The 22,417-nt window shown below is 69.9% G+C and carries 13 protein-coding genes; 7 read left to right on the forward strand and 6 right to left on the reverse strand.

Going from position 1 to position 22,417, the window contains the following annotated elements:
- Window positions 1-26: 26 nt before the first annotated feature.
- Window positions 27-3,086, reverse strand: coding sequence for an NACHT domain-containing protein (locus ISP_RS18750; protein WP_230468827.1), 3,060 nt, complete (start codon window positions 3,084-3,086; stop codon window positions 27-29).
- 203 nt (window positions 3,087-3,289) lie between these two features.
- On the opposite strand from ISP_RS18750, the gene ISP_RS18755 reads away from it, so the two are divergent.
- From ISP_RS18755 to ISP_RS18780, 6 genes are all read left to right on the forward strand, one after another.
- Window positions 3,290-4,789 (forward strand): UvrD-helicase domain-containing protein, encoded by a 1,500-nt coding sequence (locus tag ISP_RS18755; protein ID WP_013225386.1) that lies wholly within the window; start codon window positions 3,290-3,292, stop codon window positions 4,787-4,789.
- A 162-nt stretch (window positions 4,790-4,951) separates the two neighbouring features.
- On the forward strand, window positions 4,952-7,201 hold the full coding sequence (locus ISP_RS18760) for an autotransporter-associated beta strand repeat-containing protein (RefSeq protein WP_230468828.1): 2,250 nt from the start codon (window positions 4,952-4,954) through the stop codon (window positions 7,199-7,201).
- Window positions 7,202-7,410: 209 nt separating this feature from the next.
- Window positions 7,411-8,919, forward strand: a complete 1,509-nt coding sequence (locus tag ISP_RS18765; protein ID WP_049878133.1) for an alpha-L-arabinofuranosidase B — start codon at window positions 7,411-7,413, stop codon at window positions 8,917-8,919.
- Window positions 8,920-8,969: 50 nt separating this feature from the next.
- The gene (locus tag ISP_RS18770) at window positions 8,970-10,526 is read left to right on the forward strand and encodes an alpha-L-arabinofuranosidase B (protein WP_013225389.1); all 1,557 of its coding nucleotides are present in this window, start codon (window positions 8,970-8,972) and stop codon (window positions 10,524-10,526) included.
- Window positions 10,527-10,774: 248 nt separating this feature from the next.
- Window positions 10,775-11,530 carry an MFS transporter gene (locus tag ISP_RS18775; RefSeq protein WP_013225390.1) on the forward strand — a complete coding sequence of 252 codons (756 nt, stop codon included), beginning with the start codon at window positions 10,775-10,777 and terminating at the stop codon, window positions 11,528-11,530.
- 187 nt (window positions 11,531-11,717) lie between these two features.
- Entirely contained in the window at window positions 11,718-13,007 is a 1,290-nt protein-coding gene (locus ISP_RS18780; protein WP_034285106.1) for an FAD-dependent oxidoreductase, read from the forward strand.
- Here the strand turns inward: ISP_RS18780 and ISP_RS18785 are convergent.
- From ISP_RS18785 to ISP_RS18795, 3 genes are all read right to left on the reverse strand, one after another.
- Entirely contained in the window at window positions 12,974-13,387 is a 414-nt protein-coding gene (locus ISP_RS18785; protein ID WP_013225392.1) for a hypothetical protein, read from the reverse strand. The two genes, ISP_RS18780 and ISP_RS18785, sit on opposite strands and share 34 nt — an antisense overlap.
- A 107-nt stretch (window positions 13,388-13,494) precedes the next feature.
- Window positions 13,495-14,622, reverse strand: coding sequence for an AI-2E family transporter (locus ISP_RS18790; protein ID WP_013225393.1), 1,128 nt, complete (start codon window positions 14,620-14,622; stop codon window positions 13,495-13,497).
- Window positions 14,623-14,812: 190 nt separating this feature from the next.
- On the reverse strand, window positions 14,813-16,249 hold the full coding sequence (locus tag ISP_RS18795) for a sialidase family protein (RefSeq protein WP_230468829.1): 1,437 nt from the start codon (window positions 16,247-16,249) through the stop codon (window positions 14,813-14,815).
- Between the two features lie 343 nt (window positions 16,250-16,592).
- Here ISP_RS18795 and ISP_RS18800 point away from each other — a divergent pair, with 343 nt between their 5' ends.
- Window positions 16,593-18,446: a sialidase family protein gene (locus tag ISP_RS18800; protein WP_230468830.1), complete on the forward strand. Its 1,854-nt coding sequence runs from the start codon at window positions 16,593-16,595 to the stop codon at window positions 18,444-18,446.
- Window positions 18,447-18,505: 59 nt separating this feature from the next.
- Here ISP_RS18800 and ISP_RS18805 read toward each other — a convergent pair whose 3' ends face one another.
- Both ISP_RS18805 and ISP_RS18810 read right to left on the reverse strand, forming a co-directional pair.
- Complete coding sequence (locus ISP_RS18805) at window positions 18,506-20,653, reverse strand: FUSC family protein (protein WP_013225396.1); 2,148 nt, start codon at window positions 20,651-20,653, stop codon at window positions 18,506-18,508.
- Window positions 20,654-20,711: 58 nt separating this feature from the next.
- Entirely contained in the window at window positions 20,712-22,349 is a 1,638-nt protein-coding gene (locus tag ISP_RS18810) for an FMN-binding glutamate synthase family protein (protein WP_013225397.1), read from the reverse strand.
- Between the last annotated feature and the right edge of the window lie 68 nt (window positions 22,350-22,417).

The following is a 22,417-nucleotide window of genomic DNA, read 5'->3' on the forward strand; positions in this document are numbered from 1 at the left end:
CGGCGCATGGGGGCACAAGCTGAACGTCAGATGTCTCCCAGTGCGGACGCTTCTCTCGATGCCCATTTCATGAGCCAGGCATTCCAGGCCAGGCCGACGTCGGCAATGCGGGCGAATTCGAGAACACATGCCGCGAGGTCGTCACGTGTCAGTTCCAGCTGGCCGGTTGCTTTGTTGCGTTGGGCATGGCGGAGGAAAACGTCGGCGAACAACGGCAGGCGGGTTCCGATCAGTCGCCAGACTGCGGACAGTTCGACCGGGCGCCAGATGTCGCGCTCGAACGCGGCCAGCAGGATGGCGACGAACAGCAAGTAGAAGCCGGTCGAGGAAGCCGGCTCGCCCGGAGGCGGTGGAAAATTCTCGCGGACGATGGTTGCGTCGAAAGGTGGTTGGAGCTCGGTGAGCATTTGCCCGGCCTGCTCTTCGGCGAGTTCATCGGAAGCCAGCAACTCGGCGAGCACGGTCTTGTTGTCGAACATCGGCCGGCTTGCCAGTGCCGGCGACGAATCGGTCTCGGGCTCGCTGGAGCGAACGATCGTTCCGCCGGGCCGGCTGATCTCGGCCATCGCGGCCACCACCGACCACGACAGGGGTACCACGGCTTCCGGGGCATCCGCAAGGCAGGCGAGCATCTCGTGCAATTCCGGGTCGTGCTCACCGCCGCCGAAGTACATGCGTAGCCGATACACCAGTGGGCCTGGTTTTTCCTGGTCGTGTATCGACGCCGCAACCGACAGGAGAGCCCGGGGCCCGAGGGTTGCCACGTATTGCTCGATACTGACCAGCCTGCGGCGGCATAGTCCGGCGAGCATTTCCGGAAAGTCGAGCCCAAGCCGGCTCGACACGCCGGCCAGCGATGAGCGAAGGATTTCCGGGTTTCCTTCGCCTGGCTTGGCCAGTTCTGCGGGAACGAATCCATTGCCGACCTGGAGCAACAATTCGTCGACGACTGCGGCGCCGATGGCGGCATCGGAAGCGGGATCGTCGCCGAGCACTCGCGCGCAGGTCCGCCGGGCGATGGGGATCATCTCGTGGGGGACGTTCAACAGCAGGACGAGCAACTGTGGTTCAAGGCTGCGGCCATAGCCGGCGATGGCCGTGGTGAAGAGCCGTTCGAGCACTCGCGGAGTCGGGCGCATGAACCGCAGGCAGCGTAGTGCGAAGTCGAGGTGGACGCGCCGTGAGTTGTCCAGGGCCAGTAGCTCCAGGCAGTCGTCGATACCGTTCGCGCGCCGAGTGTCGAACTGCTGGATGGCGATCTGCGGAACCACCTCGCTGGAGTCGAATTGAATCATCGGCCGGATCATTTCTATCAAGTCCCGGGCGCTGTCGCAGTGCCGGACGATGAAACAGGCGGAAAAATACTCCAGGAATGTCCGGTGGGTGAAACCGAAGAGTCTCTCTCCTCGTTCCGACGTTCCCGTCTGAACCAGGAGCCACGCGCGGCCCGCGCAGAAGTCGAGGAAGTCCTGTGCTTGTTTGGACGCTGATTCCGCGTCATCGATGACGTTTCGGTGGAAGTAGTCCTTGATGTTTTGCTTCAGGCGTCCCTCGGTGAGCCCGCTCGCCTTTCCGGTGTTGTTCAAGAAATTGTAGGCCAACTCTTGGATGAGGTAGCGGGTTTGGGTGTTCGCCTTGAAGGATATGGGGACGCGGCGAACCCGGTCCCAGCGTTCGAATAGCAGTTCGGCGCATTCCTCGTACACCTGCGGGCGGTTCTCCGGGATGTACCCCTCGTATTCGTAGATCATGCACAGGAGCGAGAGCATCAACGGGTTGGTGCGCAAATCGCCGACGTGCACGCTGTCTTCGAGGAAGTTGCGTGCCCGCTGTTCGGCGGAGAACGCGCGGGGATCGGCGATGATCTTGAACCACCGCTCGACGTAGTGCTGCAGTTGCTCGTCGGTGAAGTCCGGCAGAAAATAGACGGGAAACGACGCCGAGTCGAGGCGGGCGCGCAAATACCCCTCTTCCCTCGAGGTGACCACGACGGTGACCAGTGGGTACCTTCGGCTGAACATCTCGATGGCCGTCACGGCGGAGCGCCGCAGGTTGATATCGGTGATCTCGTCCAACCCGTCGAAGACGACCACGGCGAGTCCCAGCTGGAGGACGTCTCTGAGGGTGTCGGCGGTCAATTCCGATTGAGTGACGACCCGGAGGCTTTCCGCGAGAATGCCGAGGTAGGAGTCGCTCGGCGACGGATGGTCCTTGAGTTCCACGATCATGGGCGCGGACACGGTTTCGACCTCCTGGCCCGCGACGCGGTAGAGCAGGTTGCGGATGAACGTGCTCTTGCCCGCCCCCGGGTGGCCGACGACGACGAACCGCCGGTCCGTCAGTTTTTCTTCGGCGATGGGTGTCGTGTCGGTCGCCTGTTCGTCCGTGCGGAAGTCCGGCCACGGCGTCAAGAACCGGGGTACGTAGATCTGCTCGATCGGTACCTGGTGGTCTTCCCGCGAGTGCGGCATCACCAGCTTGGCGTAGCGGGTGCGCATCGCGTGCCGTATTGCTTGGATGGCTGTCCGCGCAGCGGCGAGCCGCCGGCGTTGCGGGGACAGTGTCCACCGTTCGGTGATCGCCGAGGAAAGTGCCGACTGTGCGGACGCATCTTGACGGAGGCTCGTGGCGTATACCAGGTCGTCGGCGCTGAAGGCATTTTCCTCGCGGAGCTGGTGAATGTGGAGCCGGACGTCATCACACAGATCTGCCCACAATGCGGCGGCGATGCGTCCGGACTGCTCCTCCGGCAGCTCCAATTTATCGGAGAGCTCCGCGGAGAAGGTCTGCGCGAGTCGTTCGCGTTCCAGCTCGGCTCCATCGGCGTCTTCGGTGATCTCGAGATAGGCGAAAATCTCGAGCAGGCCGATGCACAGGCGTCCGGTGAGGTACGCCGAGAGCTTTTCTTCTTGCGCTTTGGCGAGTTTCACCTGTTTCCAGTTCGAAGACTTTCGAACCGGTGAAGGTGCCGGCCGCAGCTTTTGCGCGGCGGCCTTCCACGCGGGAGCCGAGGAACGGACGACGATGCCGCCCACCGCCTTCGCTGCCGATTGCGCGACAAGAGTGGCCAGCACGAGTGATGACATGACAAAGATTCTACCGAACGATCGTTTCGAGCCCGTCCTGGTGGCATCGTCGCAAACGATCTCGTCACGGTTGCTCTTCTCCGCGGGCATCCCCCGAAAGGAGCAGCGCGAACACACGTACGGCCGGGATGGCGGTACGAATCCCTCGGATCGGCATGTAATCGTTCGATCAAGCCCTGCCGCTTCCCCCGGGAGGAGACCCGATGCCCGCACGCCCGCCGACGTCCGAACAACGGGCCGCGGTCGACGCGTTCCGCGCCGGTGCGCACCTGGTGCTGCAGGCCGGCGCGGGCACCGGGAAGACCACCACCCTGACGATGCTGGGCGCGAGCACCCGCCGCCGGGGCCGGTACCTGGCGTTCAACAAGGCCATCGCGACCGAGGCGCGCCGCCTGTTCGGCCCGAACGTGGCGTGCGCGACCGCGCACAGCCTCGCGTTCAAGGCGGTCGGGCACCGCTACCAAGATCGGCTCAACCACCCGCGGATGGCCACCGCGAAACTCGCGCGGTCGCTGGGCATCACCATGGAAGTGACGATCGGCGAGCGGAAGCTGACCACCGCCGCGCTGTGCTACGCCGCCCAGCGGACGGTGATCCTCTACTGCTACTCCGCCGACGAGACCCTCGACCGGCAGCACGTGCCCTGGCTCAAGGGCATCGGCGAGGAACACCTGCACGACCAGCTCACGCACTTGGTGCTGCCCTACGCCCGGCGGATGTGGGCGGACCTGCAGAACCCCGAGCGCGGGCGGGTGCCGTTCAAGCACGACCACTACCTGAAGATGTGGGCCCTGACCCGGCCGCGGCTCTACGGCGACTTCTTCCTGCTGGACGAAGCGCAGGACACCAACCCGGTCGTCGAGCAGGTGTTCCTCGCCCAGGGCGAGCACGCCCAGCTGGTCATGGTGGGGGACTCCGCGCAGGCCATCTACGGCTGGCGCGGCGCCCGCGACGTCATGACCGGCTTCGCCGGCCGCCGATTGGCGTTGTCGCATTCGTTCCGGTTCGGGGACGGCGTGGCCGCCGAGGCGAACCGGTGGCTGGCCATCGCCGGCGCGCCGATCCGCCTCACCGGCTCTCCCGCGGTGGCCAGCAGGGTGGAAACCGTCGAGCAGCCGGACGCGATCCTGTGCCGCACCAACGGAGGCGCGATGGCCGAGATCCTCACCCTGCTCGGCAAGGGCCGCCGGGTCGCGCTCGCCGGCCGCGCCGCCGTTCTCCAGAGCCTGGCCGAGGCCGCGCGCGACCTGCAGGCCGGCCGCCGGACCACCCACCCCGAGCTGCTGCTGTTCGCCTCCTGGGGCGAAGTCCAGGACTACGCGGAGTGGGACCCCGACGGCCGCGACCTGCTGTCCTTCGTGGAGGTCATCGACGAACACGGCGCGGACGTCGTGCTGGACACCCTCTCCCGGCTGGCCGCCGAAACCCACGCCGACGTCGTGGTCTCGACCGCCCACGCCGCGAAAGGCCGCGAATGGGCGAGCGTCCGCATCGCCGACGACTTCCCCGAGCCCGTCGACCCGGAGAACACGGGCTCCGACGGTGAGCCGCTCCCGGGCAGGATCGAGCCGAGCGAAGCCCGGCTCGCCTACGTCGCCGTCACACGGGCCCGCAACCGCCTCGACCTCGGGGGCTTGGCCTGGATCAACCGGCATCCCGACGGCAACCCCGGCTCCGAGCAGCGCGGCCGGGCAGCCAGCTGACGCCAGCTCGCTGGCCCGCGTCGAAGCCGAGGCAGGCGCCCGGCGGCCGATCGGGGCCTTGCTCGGCAAACTCCCCGGTGCGCATCGGCGGGTTGACAGGAGCGGATCCGCCACGAACACTGGGCGCCGGAAAATGTTATCGCTAACATCTTGAGGTAAGGCGTGCGCGTTCAGCGTGGCGGTTGCCGGTTTTCAGTAGTACTGACCGCGTTCCTCGTCGCGGTCCTGGGCGCGCCGGGTGCGTTCGCGCAATCCGGGAGCAGAGATGTCACCGCCGACGTCCTCGCGAACCGGGACGTGACCCTGCACGGGGACACCATCGTGCGGCTCACCGGCGGGGTCACCACCTACACGGGCGTGCTCAGCGGGGAAGGCGTCTTCACCGTCGGGGGAACGGGCACGCTGGTGCTGGTGAAGGACAGTGACTTCACCTTGCCGGCCGATCGCCGCCGGCAGAAGGTCGTCACCGTGGGTGGCAACCATCCGGTGACCACGATCGACAACCCCGATCCGCCCGCGGTGATCGTGCAACGCGGTGCGACTCTCCAGTACGGGAACGGATCGGGGGGAGACGGCGTCATCGGGCATTTCGTCCAGGCGCCCGAGATTTCGCTGAACACGCTCAACCACCAGATCGACGGGACCCTGGACCTCGCCGTGCACCGGGCGGTGAACCCGGGCGTGATCAGCGGGTCCGGACTCGTCAAGCAACGGCGGAGCACCTGGCCCGGCATCGAGTTGCCGGGTACCCACCCGTTCTCGGGCACGCTCTACGTCGGCACCGGTGCGGACTTCGGCAGCCTGCACTACCTCACGGCGATGCCGCACGTGCGCAAGGTGGTCAACCAGGGCTCGTTCATCCACAATGCACCGGACGGCGAAGTCGTCACCGACGCCGCCGACATCTACTCGCAGTTCTACGGCAACGACATCAACTTCCACACCTGGGGGTCCGGGGTGGTCCGGATGTCGGGCGTGTACAGCTGGTCGGACAACGGGTCGGACACCGATCCCGCGCTGAGCGCCGCGTCCCGGAACTTCGCCGCGGTGCCCCACAGCGACAACAAGCGCGGCATCAACATCGAGGGCGCCACGGTCACCTGGGGCGATGGCACGAACAACCGGTTCTTCCTGCCGGGCAACGAGAAAACCGTCTACATCGACATGCACGCCGAGCAGAACGGCACCCGCAGCGTGCTGACGTTCGACTACAACGGCCCGGTCACCCTCGACGCGCCCATCTCCGGCGGCCGGTACCACGACACGATGGCGGACGTCGGCCGCGGTGACGTCGTCGTCGCGGCGACTCGCGGCAACGCGGTCACCTTCACCGCGCCGCAGAACTACGACGGGGACACGACGATCGGTGCCGGCGCGTCGCTGCGGCTGGGCGACGGCAGCCCGCAGGGCGACAGCGCGCTGCTGCCGACCGGCAAGATCGTCGACAACGGCGAGCTGATCCTGCAGAACGCCACCCGGGACGCCGACCTGGGCCGCATCGGCGGCAAGGGCGCGGTGACCCAGGCCGGGCCGGCCACCACCACCCTGACCGGGGAGCTCACCTACACGGGGAGGACCACGGTGAAGGCCGGCACGCTCGTGGTCGCCGGCGGCTCCCTCGCCGCAAGCACCGCCGTCGACCTGCCGGCGGCCGGGGCGACGCTGGACCTGACCCGGGCCGGCGACCCGACGGTCGGCAACCTCTCCGGCGCCGAGGGCGCCGCGGTGGCGGCCGGCCGCACGCTGACCGTCCGCGCCACGGCCGCGACGACGTTCGGCGGCACCCTGACCGCCGCTGACGGCGTCACCAAGACCGGCGCCGAAACGCTCACTTTGACCGGCGAGCACACGACTCCGAAGAGCGTGTGGACTGTCCGGGAGGGAACGCTCGCGCTGGCCGGGTCCGTCCAGGCGCGGCAGCTCGTCGTGCAGCTCGCCGGCGCGGTGCGGGCCGCCGGGACGGTGGAGGGTGCGGTGGACAACGCCGGGACGGTCGAGGCGACCGGCATGACCGTGCGCGGCGCCTACACCCAGCGGCCCGGCGGCCGCCTCACCGGCACCCGGATGAGCGTCACCGGCGCGGTGACGCTCGCGGGGACCTTCGCGCCGGATCCGGCGCAGGGCCCCGGCGTGCTCATCGACCACCAGGGCGCCGGCCCGATCGACGGCACCTTCGACGGACTGCCCGAGGGGGCGGCCGTCGGTCCGCTGCGGCTCACCTACCACGGTGGCGACGGCAACGACGTTGCCCTGACGGGCGATTCCGGCGCACTCCGGCGTGACAGCGCGGTAGCGCCGGTCGCGACCGTGTCGAGTTCGGGGCCGGTGTGGTGGTTCTCGGCGGCCGGCGTGCTGGTGCTGCTGGTCGCCGTCGTGCTCGTGGTGCGCAGGCGGGCACGGGACCGCCGCTGAGCTGTCCGAACGGGACACCGGGCTGCGAGGTTGCCGCCCGACCTGACTGGCGTCTTGACGCGTCGCCGGCGTTCGTCGATAGTGATCTCAATCCGAACGCCGAGCGGAGGTCGTTCGCCGCTTGAACTGTTAGCGCTAACATTCGTCATCGATGAACAAGGGAGTTCATGGTGCCTGCGCTGCCCGTGTTTCGCCGACTGCGTCGCGGAATGACTGTTTCCGCGGCCGTGGTGGCGCTCGCTTTGCCCGCCCTGGTCGCGTTGGCCGGTACTTCACAGGCGGCCGCACAAGGGCCCTGTGACATCTACGCCGCGGGCGGGACGCCGTGCGTCGCGGCGCACAGCACCACCCGCGCTTTGTTCGCTTCCTACAGTGGACCGCTCTACCAGGTGCAGCGGACGTCGGACAGCGCCGTGCGGGACATCGGATTGCTGTCCGCCGGTGGCGTTGCCGACGCCGCCGCGCAGGACTCCTTCTGCGCGGGCACCGTCTGCACCATCACCCGCGTCTACGACCAGACCGGCAGCAGCGGCAACACGCTGGTCTACCAGGGCCCCGGGGGAACCGGTGGCGCGGACACGGCAGCTGTCGCGACCACCGAGGCGATGACCGTCGGGGGCCACAAGGCGTACGCGTTGTACATCAAGCCCGGCAACAGCTACTTCGCCGGCGGCTCGGGTGTGCCGACCGGTAGCTCGCCGGAAGGCGAGTACATGGTCACCAGCGGGACGCACGTCAACAACGGCTGCTGCTTCGACTACGGCAACACGGAAACCGACCACCGTGCCGATGGCAACGGCGCCATGGACGCCATCAACTTCGGCACCGAATGCTGGTTCGGCGGGTGCAGCGGAACCGGGCCGTGGGTGCAGGCGGATCTGGAGAACGGCTTGTTCGCCGGCGGAAGCAAGGCGTGGAACCCGAACCAGGTCGCGCAAACGAGCCCCTTCGTCACCGCGATGCTGAAGAACAGCGGCACCACCCAGATGGCGCTGCAGGGGGCCAATGCCCAGTCCGGGAGCCTGACCAAGTTCTACGGCGGCGCGCTGCCCAGCGGCTACAACCCGATGCACAAGCAGGGCGCGATCATCCTCGGCAGCGGCGGCGACTGCTGCCAGACCAACCGGAACGACAGCGCGGGCACCTTCTACGAAGGCGCCATGGTCAAGGGCTACCCCTCCGATGCCACCGACGCCGCGGTCCAGGCCAACATCGCGGCCGCGGGTTACGCAACCGGCACCCCCTTCACCGCGGGTGCGAAGGTTTCGCTGCAGGCCACCACTTCCTGCTGCACCAACGACTACCTGCAGCACGACACCGGTGACGACAGGGTCGTGATCGCGCCGGTGACCGCGGGCAGTTCCGCGACCGACAAGGCGGATGCCACCTGGATCATCCGCCCCGGCCTGGCCGACGGCACCTGCCTCTCCTTCGAGTCGGCCAACGCCGCGGGCAGCTACCTCAGGCACTACGCGTTCCAGCTCCACCTCACGCCGAAGGACGGGACGGCCCAGTTCGCCGCCGATGCCACCTTCTGCCCGCAGCCGGGGAACAGCGGCACGGGCTACTCGTTCCAGTCGGTCAACTACCCGGCCAAATACATCCGCCATTACGCCTCGACGGCCTACATCGCGAGCAACGGCGGGACCAACGCCTGGGACACCACCTCGCTGTGGCGTGCGGACACCACCTGGCTCGCCGCCACCCCCTGGAGCTGACCGCGCACCGGAAGTCCGGCGACGCATTTCCCCTGTGTGAAGGAGTTTCCATGCCTCGACCATCCTGGCTCCGCCGCGCGCTCTTCGCGGCCGGTACCACCACCACGCTCGCCGCCGGCCTGCTCGCGGCCACGGCAACGACCTCCCAGGCCGCCGCGCAAGGACCCTGCGACATCTACGCCGCGGGTGGTACCCCGTGCGTGGCCGCGCACAGCACCACCCGCGCCCTGTACGCGGCGTACAACGGCCCGCTCTACCAGGTCAAGCGTGCCTCCGACAACGCGACCAAGGACATCGGCGTGCTGAGTGCCGGGGGATACGCCGATGCCGCCGCGCAGGATTCGTTCTGTGCCGGCACCAGTTGTGTCATCACCGTCCTCTACGACGAATCCGGCAAGGGAAACCACCTCACCCAGGCGCTCAAGGGGTACTGGCCCGGGCCGGCCGCGGGCGGGAACGACAACCTCGCCAACGCCTTCGAAGCACCCGTCACGGTCGCCGGGCACAAGGCGTATGGCGTCTCCGTGGCCCCCGGCACCGGCTACCGCAACAACCACACCTCGGGCATCGCGACCGGCGACCAGCCCGAGGGGATGTACGCGATCTTCGACGGCACGAACTACAACGGCGGCTGCTGCTTCGACTACGGCAACGCCGAGACGAGCGGCAACGACGACGGCAACGGCACCATGGAGGCCATCTACTTCGGCAACAACAAGGGCTGGGGCTACGGCAGCGGCAACGGCCCCTGGATCATGGCCGACCTGGAGAACGGCTTGTTCTCCGGGGTGAACCAGCACTTCAACGCGGGCGACCCGACGGTCGCGAACCGGTTCCAGACCGCCATCGTCAAGGGCGGCCCGAACCAGTGGGCCATCCGCGGCGGCAACGGCCAGGCGGGCGGCTTGTCCACCTACTACAGCGGTGTGCGCCCCGCCGTCTCCGGCTACAACCCGATGAAGAAGCAAGGGGCGATCATCCTCGGCATCGGCGGTGACAACAGCGTCGGCGGGCGCGGCACCTTCTACGAAGGCGTCATGACCGCGGGCTACCCCTCCGACGCCACTGAGAACGCGGTCCAGGCCAACATCACCGCGGCCGGCTACAGCAGCGCCCCGACCGGTTCCGGAACCCTCACCCCGGGTGCCAAGGTTTCCCTCCAGGCGACGACCGCGTGCTGCACTTCCGACTACCTGCGCCACGACGACGCCGACGACAAGGTGGTGATCTCCGCGGTCGACTCCGCCAGCGCGGCCACCACCAAGTCCGCCGCCACCTGGATCGTCCGGGCCGGCCTGGCCGATACCTCTTGCCTGACCTTCGAATCCGCCGACCAGCCCGGCCGTTTCCTGCGCCACTACGCTTTCCGGCTCCAGCTGAACGCCGACGACGGCGGCAGCGCGTTCGCGCAGGACGCCACGTTCTGCTCCACGGCGGGCAACAGCGGCGTCGGGCGTTCCTTCCAGTCCGTCAACTACCCGGCGAAGTACCTCCGCCACTACAACTACACCGGTTACGTCGCCGGCAATGGCGGCACCAACCCCTGGGACGCCACGACGTCGTGGGCGCAGGACACCAGCTGGCTCACCGCCTCGCCCTGGAGCTGACCGGGCACGCCGATCACCACCGGCCGCGAGCACGGCTTCCCCGCAGCGTCGCGGGGAAGCCGTGCTCGCACCCCTTCGGCCAGGCGCCGGATGATCTCGGTGACCGCGATCCGGGTACGCTATCCCGCTGAGGCGATCCGCTTGTCCCTCTCGAGAGCCACCGCGAATGTCCGTCACGGAGTGACGCGGCACCCCGCGCCGCGCTCGTAATCTCGGCGCACTCCGGAAGTGCGGCGAGAGGAACTCCCGTGACCAGCCCGACCGAGCGGAAGCCGCGGCTGCGGCGGTTCCGGTTTCCCGTCCTGCTCGTCGCCACCGCCGTGCTGCTGGTCGCGGCCCGCGGGCTCGACGCGCTCGTGGCGGGCGTGCCGGTCCTGCGTCTCCTGGTCGGCGTCGGAGCCGTCCTCGCCTACACGTGGGTGACCCGGCGGGTCGAAGGCCGGGACGAGGTCGCGGAACTGGCCCCCGCCGGGCGGTGGGCCTACGGCGCCGACGCGGTGTTGTTTACAGCCGCGCTCTACGCCACCTTCCGGCTGCCGCCCCTGCCCGCGGCGGACTCCTTCGGCCGCCCCGGGCTGCTGTACTCGTCGATCGCGATCGGCTCGGTCCTCGCCGGGCTGTCCAGCGGCCGGGTGCGGCGGCAGGGCGTGGCCCTCAGCGCGGCGGTGGCGGTCTGGGCGGGCGCCGTCGCGCTGGCGGGACTCGCCCCCGCTCTGTGGCTCGCGGTCACGCTGCTCATCGTCGCGGGCGCGGCCGACCTGGTCAGCGCGGTGTACCGCCAGACGATCCTGCAGACCGCCGTCCCCGACCGGATGCGCGGCCGGCTGCAGGGCGTGTACGCGGTCGTCGTCGCCGGCGGCCCCCGCCTCGGCGATCTCCGCGCCGGGATCACGGCCTCGGCGCTGCCGCCGGCCGTGGCGTGGTCCGGAACCGCGCTGGTGTGCGTGGTCCTCGTGCTGACCGGCGCCGTCCTGGTGCGGTCGTTCTGGCGCTACACACCCTGAAGCCGATCACCGGAGCTCTCGGGGCAGGCAAAACGCTGACCGGATGCCCCGATTCGCCGCCGTTCGTGCGGCAAAGCTGCCCTGAATACTCTCGTTCGCTCGACGGTCCCCAGGCTGCCGTCACGTCAGGTGTAGAAGGTGGTGAGGGGATCGGCTCGCCGCCGATCGACGGGGAGCGGGGGGCACGGTGGAGCGGACGACGTGTTGCGTCGTGGGCGGTGGCCCGGCGGGCATGGTGCTGGGGCTGCTGCTCGCGAGGGCCGGGGTCGAGGTCACCGTGCTGGAGAAGCACGAGGACTTCCTGCACGACTTCCGCGGCGACACCGTGCATCCGGCGACCCTGCAGCTGCTCGACGAGCTGGGACTGGGGGAGCGGTTCGCGCGGCTGCCCCAGACCCGGATCACCGACGTGGTCCTGCCGGACGGCGCCGGCGGGGTCCGGCGGATCGGGGATTTCGGGGCGTTGCGCGGGTGGGGTGTCCGGCATCCGTACGTGGCGATCGTTCCCCAGTGGGACCTGCTGGATCTGCTCGCCGACGCCGCGCGGGCGGAACCGGCGTTCCGGCTCGAAATGGGGACCGCGGCGACCTCACTCGTCCACGAGCGCGGCCGGGTCGCCGGGGTCCGCTACCGCACGAGCGGGCCCGGTGGCGAGGACGTCGAAGGCGAGATCCGGGCGGACCTCACGGTGGCGTGCACCGGCCGGAATTCGGTCCTGCCCGCGACGGCCGGGCTGGGCGTGACCGAGTTCGACGTTCCGTTCGACACCTGGTGGTTCCGGCTCTCGCGTCGTGAAGGCGAGCAGGTGGACCAGCTGACCCGGCGGCCGGGCCGGGGACGGTTCGCGATCGTCATCCCACGGGAGGGCTACTTCCAGATCGGGTACGTCGCGCGCAAGGGCACCGACAACCGGCTGCGGGCCCGCGGCATCGACGCGTTCCGCCGTGATGTGGCCGAACTCCTCCCGGAGTACGCCGACCGAGTCGGCGAGCTGGTCTCGATGGACGACGTCAAACTGCTCGACGTCCGGCTCAACCGGCGGCGCCGGTGGCATGCCGAGGGGTTGCTGTGCATCGGCGACGCCGCGCACGCCATGTCGCCGGTCGGGGGCGTGGGCATCAACCTCGCCGTCCAGGACGCCGTCGCGACCGCGACCCTGCTGGCCGGGCGGCTCCGGCGGGGTGCGGTGAGCGGGGCCGACCTCGCGCGGGTCCGGCGGCGCCGGCTGCCGTCGCTGCTGCTGGTGCAGGCCCTGCAACGGCTCATGCACGCCGACCTCGCCGGCCCCATCCTGTCCGGGGAGCAGGCGGGGCCGGCCGGCTGGATCATGACCGCGGCACAGTGGGTGCCGCTCCTGCGGACGCTGGCGGTGTACCTCGTCGGCGTCGGGTTGCGTCCGGAGCGAGCACCGGTTTCCGCCCGGCGGCAGGTGATCCCGGAAGATCAGGCCGACGGAGGACCGCTGGCCGTCCCGTGACGCCAGTCCTCGATCGCCTCGGCCCATTCCTTGTTGCGCGTGGACTCCATGAACTCCTTGCGGTCGATCAACAGGTACAGCTCACCGGCCGGCGTGGTCGTACCGAGGATGAGGGGTTTGCCCGCATCCGTCAGTCCGCCGAGGAACCGCCCGTACAGGTCGGTGAACTCGCGCCGCAGGCTCGTCACGTCACCGGGCCGCAGCACCAGCGCGCCCTCGTCCCACCCGGACAGCACCAGCGAACCGCCGGTCAGCTCGATCGTCCCCCGCCTGCGGAACAGCGCCTTCTGACTGAGCACGCCCGCCGCCTTGTCGGCGACCTTGTTGGCGTGCAATTCCGCGGCGCTCGCTCCGAGATAGACCCCCTGTTTCGCTTCCATGCCGTGCAGGCTCGCGCACGGCCGGCTCCGGCCGCAGCGGCCGGAAGGCGACGGTCGTAGCTACTTTGGTTGATGCCCGCGCTCGGCCCGGGGATCCGCGATGCCGGTCATGCTTGGTCGAGCCGGGGGTAGAGCACCTCTTCGACCAGCAGGAGGATCGCCGCGGCGACGGGGATGGCGACCAGCGCGCCGATGATGCCGAGCAGCGCGCCTCCGAGCAGGACGGCGACGACGGTGACCAGCGCGGGAACCTTGAGCACGTTCCCGATGATCTTCGGCACCAGCAAGTAGTCCTCGGCGAGCCGGTAGACGACGAAGAAGCCCACCGTGGCCAGGCACACCGGCAGGGAAACGGTCAGCGCGACGAGGCTCACCAGGACGCCGCCGATCACCGATCCGATCACCGGGATGAGGTCGAGCACCGCGACCGCGATGGCCAGCAGCGCCGCGTAAGGGACGCCGAAGATCAGCAGCCAGACCAGGGTGAGCACGCCGGCGATGACGGAAACGGCCAGGTTGCCCAGGACGTAACCGCCGACTTTGGAGAAGATGTCGTCGCCGATGAGGATCGCCCGCGGCCGGCGGGAGTGCGGGATGAGCCGGTACATCGTGGCGCGGATGCGGGGCAGGTCGGCGACGAAGTAGATGGTCAGGACCACCACGACCAGCGTGTCGGTCACGACGTTGAAGACCGCTTTGCCGGCGCCCAGGACACCGCTGGTGAGGCCGCCGCCGGAGCTGAACGCCGACTCGATCGCCTGCTGCAGGTGGAACCGTTCGTTGAGGCGGCCGAGGAAGGTGTTGTGGTCCTGAGCTTCGCGGAGGTACTCCGGGGCCTGTTTGACCAGCGCGGTGGCCTGTTCGACGATGACGGGGATCGCGGCGGCGAGGAATCCGCCGACGGCGCCGAAGGCGACGACGAACACGGTGGTGACGGCGAGCCAGCGCGGGAACCGGCGGGTGACCAGCCACGACACGGCCGGTTCCGCGCCGATGGCGAGGAACAGCGCGAGCCCGACCAGGACGAGGATCTGCTCGGCGCCGGCGAGGAGCTCGATCAGGCCGTAGGTCACCGCGACCCCGGCCGCGGCGGTCATGCCGATGAAGAACGGCGATCGGCGGTCGATCCGCTTGCCGATTCCGCCCAGCGGCTGTTCGGGAGTGCTGATCTCCGCCGCTTCGGCTTCGGCCTCGGCGACCGTGCCCTCTTCGTCGTCGCTGTGAGGCTGCCCCACCCGGGGGTGGTGCCCTTCGGCCGCGGAATCGGATGCTGAGGTCATGGGCACCGCACTGTCTCGCACCGCAGGGTGCGTGGAGGAGGCCGGCGCGTTCGTGGTGACGGATCCGCGCGCGAGTGATCGGCTGTGGGCTCAACCGCGAGCAGGACAGCCGGTGTTCACGACGCCGAACGCCGGCGCGGTTCGCTCAGAAGGCGGTCACGATGGATCGTGCGGCTACTGCCGGTGACGCCGGGTTCTCGGCGGTACGGCGGGCGCCGCCGGTGATCGGCAGGCCACCGGTGGGGGCGAACATGCCCATGGTGAACGTCGAGCCGCTCGGGGCCGAGGCGATGGGAACGATCGGGAAGGCGTTGCCGCCCGCCCGGACCGAGGTGGAGATGTAGTCGCCGAACATGCGGCCCTGCGAGGTGTTCGGGATCCAGGACAGGTTCATCGGCCCGGCCACCTGGGTGGCGGCGCTCCAGCTGGTGCCGCCGTTGGTGGAGGAGATGAACCCGACGTCGAGCCGGCAGGTGGCGGCGGTGCAGCCGGCGGTGGGGTAGAAGTAGTAGGTCAGACCGATCCGGGCGCTCGCACCGGAGGTCGACGGGTCGACGCCGATGCCGGGGACGAAGTGGTCGACGGTGCCGGTGGTGGCGTCGATGGGAATGCGCGTCGGGGCACCCCAGGTGGTTTCGCTGGTGGACTTGCTCAGCACGATGTCGTTGCTCGGGCAGCCGGAGCGGAACCGGCAGTCCGACCACGCGACGTAGGCGGTGCCGGCGCTGTCGATTTCCGCGCTGGGCAACGCTTCCTCACGCAGGCCGCCGGCGGCGTCGTGGTGGCTGACGCTCGAGACGAGGACGGTGGAACGCCAGCTGGCGCCGCCGTCGATGGAGCGGAACGAGCGGATCTGGTCGTTCAGCGAGAGGTAGGGCACAAGGACGGTCCCGTTCGGCCGGACGACGGGCTGGCCGCCGAGGCCGGTGGCGCCGTCGCCGGTGGCGCGGGCCGGGCCCCAGGCGAGGCCGCCGTCGCTGGAGGTCTTCATCCGGAGGGAGTCGCCGGAGCTGGTGATGTCGTATTCGGTGTAGCAGTTGCCGAAGAACGGGCTGGTGGCGGTGTTGTCGCAGACGATCCAGTTCTTGTCCAGCGAGCCCGTCGCGGTGGTGACGGGGTTGCCGAAGGTCTTGCCGCCGTCGGTGGAACGGCTGGTGAACACCGGGGTACCGCTCGGGCAGTTGACGCCGAGGGAGGAGATCAGCCAGACGTTGTGCTTGGCGTCGAAAGCCACGGCGGCGTCGCTGATCTGGCCGCAGGGGCCGCCGGTGTTGGCGGTGGTGCCGGGCAGGAAGCCCTGGGTCCAGGTGGCGCCGCCGTCGGTGGAGGTGGCGAAGCCGATGTCGGACGAGCCGCCGCCGGACACGCGGCCGACCTGGAAGGCCGAGACGATCGTGGAGCCGAACGCGAACGTGTCCGGTTCGACTTCGGTCTGGTGCTGGGCTTGGGCGTCGGTGAACGGATCGGAGCTGACCTGGGTCACGGCGACGTTCGCGGACGCGGAGGTCGCGGACACCAGCAGCCCGCCGACCACGACGGCCGGCAGCAGCGTGGCGGTGAGCATTCTTCGGGAAAGCGGCATGGCGCGTTCACCTTCTCCGGTGAGGTGCGGCAGTGAGCGGGCAGCGGGTTCGCCGCTGCGGGCCATGACGACTGTCGATCCAGCCACTCGGATCGGGTGCCGTAAAGAGGTCTCCACCGATCCAGACCCGTTCGGGGGCGGCCGAACGGCCGAAGAATTGGCCGTGCGCTTACTTGCTCCCCTGTGGACAGTGGACGCACCGGTAACGACCGGGCGTTCCGGGACGACCATTCCCACGGCGGCCAAGGCACGGTCGATTCCGTGTGGCTGACCGCAAACCGGAAATACCGGTCAAAAGAGGGAGTACGCCGTGTCGCGTCCCCGCACCATTTCCGCGATCAGTGTGACGATTCTCAGTACGGCCGCGCTCGGCCTGTTCGCCGGCGCCCCGGCCACCGCCCAGCCGTTCGGCTACCACCAGCTCAACCGCGTGCAGCAGCGCCACGTCTCCGGGCTGCTGTCCACGGTCCTCAACGGCGAAGACCCGGTCAACGCCGCCCGCGCGCCGGCCCCGAACCGGGCCACGCCCTCGGCCGCGGCGCCGTGCCCCAACCGGTTCGGCGGGAACGTCAAGGTCAACCAGAACTGCCTGAACCTCACCGACGCCGATCTGCAGGGCCGGGCGCAGGCCCAGAACGAGACCTGGGCGGCCGCCGATCCGAACGACCCCGGCCACGTCATCGCCACCTACAACGACTACCGCCGCGGCGACGGCACCTGCGGCGTCAGCTACTCCCTCGACGGCGCCCGGACCTGGGCCGACGCGACCACGCCGAACGGCTTCAGCCGCGGCACCGACTTCGGTGGCACACCTCGCGAGTACTGGCAATCCGGCGGTGACACCTCGGTGGCCTGGGACTCCCGCGGGAACGCCTACCTCTCGTGCCAGGTGTTCAACCGCGGCAACACCGTCTCGCCGAACCCGGACCAGTCCAGCGCGTTCCTGGTCTTCCGTTCGACCGGGACCAACGGCGCGTCCTGGAACTTCCCCGGACGGCCCGTCGCCACCCACGACGACACCGCGGGCGCCGGGAACTTCCTGCTGGACAAGCAACTTTTGACCGTGGACAGCAACCCGCGCAGCCCGTTCCGCGACCGCGTCTACGTGTCCTGGACGACCTTCGCCGACGACGGCACCGGCTACATCTTCGAGGCCTATTCCGCCGATTACGGCGAAACGTTCTCGGCGCCGGTGCTGGTCAGCGGCGATACCTCGTTGTGCGCCAACCCGCTCGGCTTCCCGACCCCGCGCGGCCGGTGCAACCAGAACCAGGACTCGCAGCCGTTCGTCGGCCCGGACGGCGCGTTGTATGTGGTGTTCAACAACTTCAACAACGCGGTTTCGGGACCGGCGGACAACCACAACCAGGTGCTGCTGGCCCGCTCGGCCGACGGCGGGCAGAGCTTCTCCACCCCGGTGCTGGCCGGCAACTACCACGAGCTGCCCGACTGCGCGACCTACCAGAACGGCCAGGACCCCGGCCGCGCCTGCATCCCGGAGAAGGGACCGTCGGCGAACTCGGTGTTCCGCGCGAGCAATTACCCGATCGGCGGCGTCGACCCGCGCAACCCACGCCGGATCCTCGTCACCTACGGCTCGTACATCAACCGCAATTCCAACGAGACCACCGGTTGCACGCCGACCGGGTTCAACCCCGCCACCGGTATCAACACCTACACCGGGGTGAAGAACGGCACCTGCAACAACGACATCGTCCTGTCGGCTTCGACGAACGCCGGCGCCTCGTTCGCCGGCGGCACCACCGACGTCCGGCAGCTACCGGTGGTCACCACCGCACCCGGCCAGGCCCGGACCGACCAGTTCTGGCAGGGCGCCGCGTTCGGCCCGGACGGCACCTTCGCCGTCAGCTACTACGACCGCCAGTACGGCGCCGACGAGACCACCGGCTTCTCCGACATCACGGTGTCGGCCGGGTTCACCCACACCCGGGCGACGTCGAGCAGCATGCCGCCGCCGACGCAGTTCACCGGTACCTTCTACGGTGACTACGCCGGGATCGCCGTCACCGCCCGTACCGCGTATCCGGTCTGGTCGGACACCCGCCCACCGGAGGAGTTCCTCTGCCCCGGCACCGGCACGCCCGGCACCCCGCCGACCGCTTGCCAGGCCGGCGCGCCGAACGCGTCGATCGCCAACGACCAGGACATCTACACCACCGGCGTCGGCATCCGCTGACGAAGAGCGCCGGTGGGGCGCCCGCGATCTCGCGGGTGCCCCACCGGTCGTTCACGGGCTTACCGCCACCACGGACGGTGGCGCTGGGCCGCCACCACTCCGGCCGGCTCGACGAGTTCGGCGAGCCGGGCGGAAAGGTGCTTGATGTGCTCGTTGACCCACAGTGCGCAGGCGAGGTCGCGCACCGAGGCGCCGGGCTGCCGGAGGAGGTCCGGGAAGGCCGGTGGGGCGAGCATGGGGACGTCGCCGTGGTCGGTGCGGTCCAGGCGGGAGGCCAGGTGGTCGTACCAGGCGGCGAGCTGGCCCGCCTGGTCGCCGAGGAGCCGGCGGAACGGGTCCGGCTCGACGTGGGGGTTCGGGAGCCCGGCCAGCGAGTGCGCGGTGAGCCGTGAGCGGACGGTCCCCATGACGAGCCGCCACAGGTCGGGCTTGGGGACGTGCTTGGTGCCCTGCTCGCTGAGGAAGCCGCGGAGTGCGTCGTCGAGGCGGGCTCCGGCCGCGGTCGCCGCGGCGGGGGCGGGTGGGTCGTGCCGGAGGCCGAGCGCCCAGTTCGCGGCCTCGGCCAGGTACGCGCCGCCGGCGCGGAACGCGTCGGCGAGGTCGTCGGCGACCACGGCCCGGGCACCGCGGGGCCAGAACAGCGCGCCCACCACCAGGCACACCGCGCAGCCGATCGCGACGTCCTCGATCCGCACGACCCCGATCTGCCAGCCGGCCGGCGCGAGCAGGTTGAACAGCACCGAGACCGTCACGGTGAAGGCCGCTTGGCCGGCGGTGAAGGGCAGCGCGCCCGGCGCGTAGCCGGCGACCAGCACCGCGATCGGGAGGGCGATCCACAGCGCGGGCGCGCTGGTACCGATGACCAGCAGCAGCAACGCACCGATGACGACGCCGAGCGCGGTGCCGATCAGCGCCCGCAGCGCCGTCGACCCGGTCGCCGCCGCGTTGCCGCGCAGGACGGACAGCGTGCCCAGCACCACCCAGAACCCGTGCTCGACCCCGCTCGCCCCGGCGACGACGACCGCCGCGGTCAGCGCCACCGCGCCGCGGAGGCTGTTGACGAACCACACCGACCGCAGGCTGGTGTGCGGAGACGCGACCCGGGCCAGCGAGGCCATGGAGAACCGGCCGGGAAAGCGCGTCCGGCGGGCGCCGGGCACCGCGGCGCGGGCTTCGGTCACCGCCTCCTGGACGGCGAAAGCGGCGGTGCGGGCGTGGAAGGAAAGGTGCACCGCGTCGACGTAGCCGGGATCGCCGGAACCCAGCGCGCGCAGCCATTCCACGCTCGCCTGGATCTTGCGGTCCAGCTTGCCGGCGTCGAAGGAGCCGGGCTGACCGGCCATCAGCCGGGAAACCTCGCGCAGGCCGGCGCTGGTCTCGACGAGGAGCTCCCGTTCGACCGCGGGTGCTCCGCTCAGGTCCGGGTACTCGCGCATGGTGTCCGCGATGACCGAAGCACACCATTCGAGCAGGCCCACCAGGTTGTCGAGAGCCTGATCTTCGGCGGCCAGGCCGGTGGGGCGGTAGGGCGTCGCGGTGAATTCGTCGATCAGGTGGTGCTTGGCTTCGACCGCCGCCTCGCGCGCCGTGGCCACGTCCGCGTCGCCGCGCAGGGCCGCGTCCAGGTGGTCGGCCAGCGCGCCGGCCGCCCGTGACGCCGCATCCCGCAGGACCGTGGCGGGGGACCGGGGCGACAGCAGCAGGACGGCGGCCGTGCCGACCACGGAGGCCAGCCACCAGCCGCCGAGGCGGGCCGGCACCATGCTCATCGTGCCGGGGGAGGCGGCCGGGAGGACGTAGGCGAGCAGCGCGGCGGTGCCCCCGGCGGCCGCGTTCGGTCCCGCGACCCCGCCGAAGAGCACCAGGAAAGTGACGACCAGCGTCACGACCGCGGCCAGCGGCAGCGACGCGCTGGCGGCGGTGCCGATGACCAGCAGGACGCTGCCCGCGACGGCGAGTCCGAAGTGGGCGCGCAGCTTGTCCCGCCGGTCGCCGCCGAACGAGGCCATGACCAACGTGGCGAACCCGCCGAAGGCGGCGAACGTCGCCACCTGCAGGTCGCCGATCACCGTGATGCTGAAGGCGAAGAGGACGGGGACCACCAGGGTCGCGCGGAGGGCGCGCAGCCCGGCGGTCGCCGACCACCGCGGCAGCCAGTCCCGGGGCGCGGCCCGGCGGGTCTTCAGAGCGGGGGAGTCGATCGCCACCCGGCGAGCATAGACGGCGACGGCGTCGCGAACGGCCTGATCGCGAGACCGCGGCTGATCAGACGGTGAAGCGGTCCGGATCGGCCGCGGCCCAGTCGTCGGCCCAGTCCCGCGGGGGTTCGGACAGCAGCTGCCCGGGCGCGAGCCAGTCGTAGAGCTCCGCGTAGGACAGCACCTGGTGGGGGTCGACGCGGCGGCGGAGCATGTGCGGTCGCAGCTCGGCGGGGAACCGGACGCCCATCGACGCCATGATCTGCTGCGCGCCGGCCACCGTGGCGCGCTGGAACCGTTCCACGCGCAGGGACTTGTCTTCGACGACCAGTGCGCGGGCGCGGCGCGGGTCCTGCGTGGTGACGCCGGTCGGGCAGCGGTTGGTGTGGCAGCGCTGGGCCTGGATGCAGCCCACCGCGAACATCATCGCCCGCGCCGCGTTGGTGTAGTCCGCGCCCTGCACGAGGCGCTTGACGATGTCCGCGCCGGTGGCGACCTTGCCGCTGGCACCGAGCTTGATCCGGTCGCGCAGGCCCGTGCCGGCCAGTGCGTTGTGGACGGTGATCAGGCCTTCGGTCAGCGGGATTCCGATGTGGTCGGCGAACTCCAGCGGCGCGGCGCCGGTCCCGCCTTCGGCGCCGTCGACGATGATGAAGTCCGGCGTGACGCCCTCGGCGAGCATGGCCTTGCAGACGGCGAGGAACTGGCGTCGCGACCCGAGGCAGAGCTTGAAGCCGGTCGGTTTGCCGCCCGCCAGCTCGCGCATCGATGCGATGAACCGGACCAGCTCCCGCGGTGTGGAGAACACCCGGTGGTAGGGCGGGGAGATCACGCTCTTGCCTTGCGGGACATCGCGGACGCGGGCGATCTCCGCGTTCACCTTGCCGCCGGGCAGGACGCCGCCGATGCCGGGTTTCGCGCCCTGGGACAGCTTCAGCGATACGCACTTCACGGCGTCGTGCGCCGCTTTGTCGGCGAATTCCGCTTTGTCGAAATCGCCGTCGGAGGTCCGGCAGCCGAAGTAGCCGGTGCCGATCTCCCAGACGAGGTCGCCGCCGTGCCGCAGGTGGTACTCCGACAGCCCGCCTTCGCCGGTGTCGTGGGCGAACCCGCCGAGCGCGGCGCCCTTGTTGAGGGCCAGGATCGCGTTCGCGGACAGGGAGCCGAAACTCATCGCCGACACGTTCAGCAGCGCCATGTCGTAGGGCTTCGTGCAGTCGGGACCGCCGATCCGGATCTTCGGCGGATCGTCGGGCGGCGACACCGGCGCCATCGAGTGCACCAGCGACTCGTACCCGTCGGCGTAGACGTCCCGTTCGGTCCCGAACGGCTCTTCGGCGTCGGTGCCCTTGGCGCGTTCGTAGACGATGCTGCGGATGTCGCGGTCGTACGGGCGGCCGTCGAAGTTGCGTTCGACGAAGTACTGCTGCAGCTCGGGCCGCACGGCTTCGAGCAGGAACCGCAGGTGCCCGAGGACCGGGTAGTTCCGCAGGACCGAGTGCTTGCGCTGCACGAGATCCCGGCAGCCGGTGCCGGCGAGCAGGAGCAGCGGCACGGCGAGCACCCACCACCACGGGCCGGCGAACAAGGCGAGCGCGACGGCGCCGAGCGAGAGCAGCGACAGGACCGCCACCGCAGCGAATCTGAGCACGGAACCGAAGCTAACGGCGGCCCCGGCCGAGCGCACGCCGAGCACGGCGATCACGCCGCCGATGGGGCATTCGTCCCGTGCGCTGCCTGCCGCCGGTGCCAACGGCAATAGGATCGCCGGGA

It is taken from the genome of Amycolatopsis mediterranei (genome assembly GCF_026017845.1).
Classification (GTDB): Bacteria; Actinomycetota; Actinomycetes; order Mycobacteriales; family Pseudonocardiaceae; genus Amycolatopsis; species Amycolatopsis mediterranei.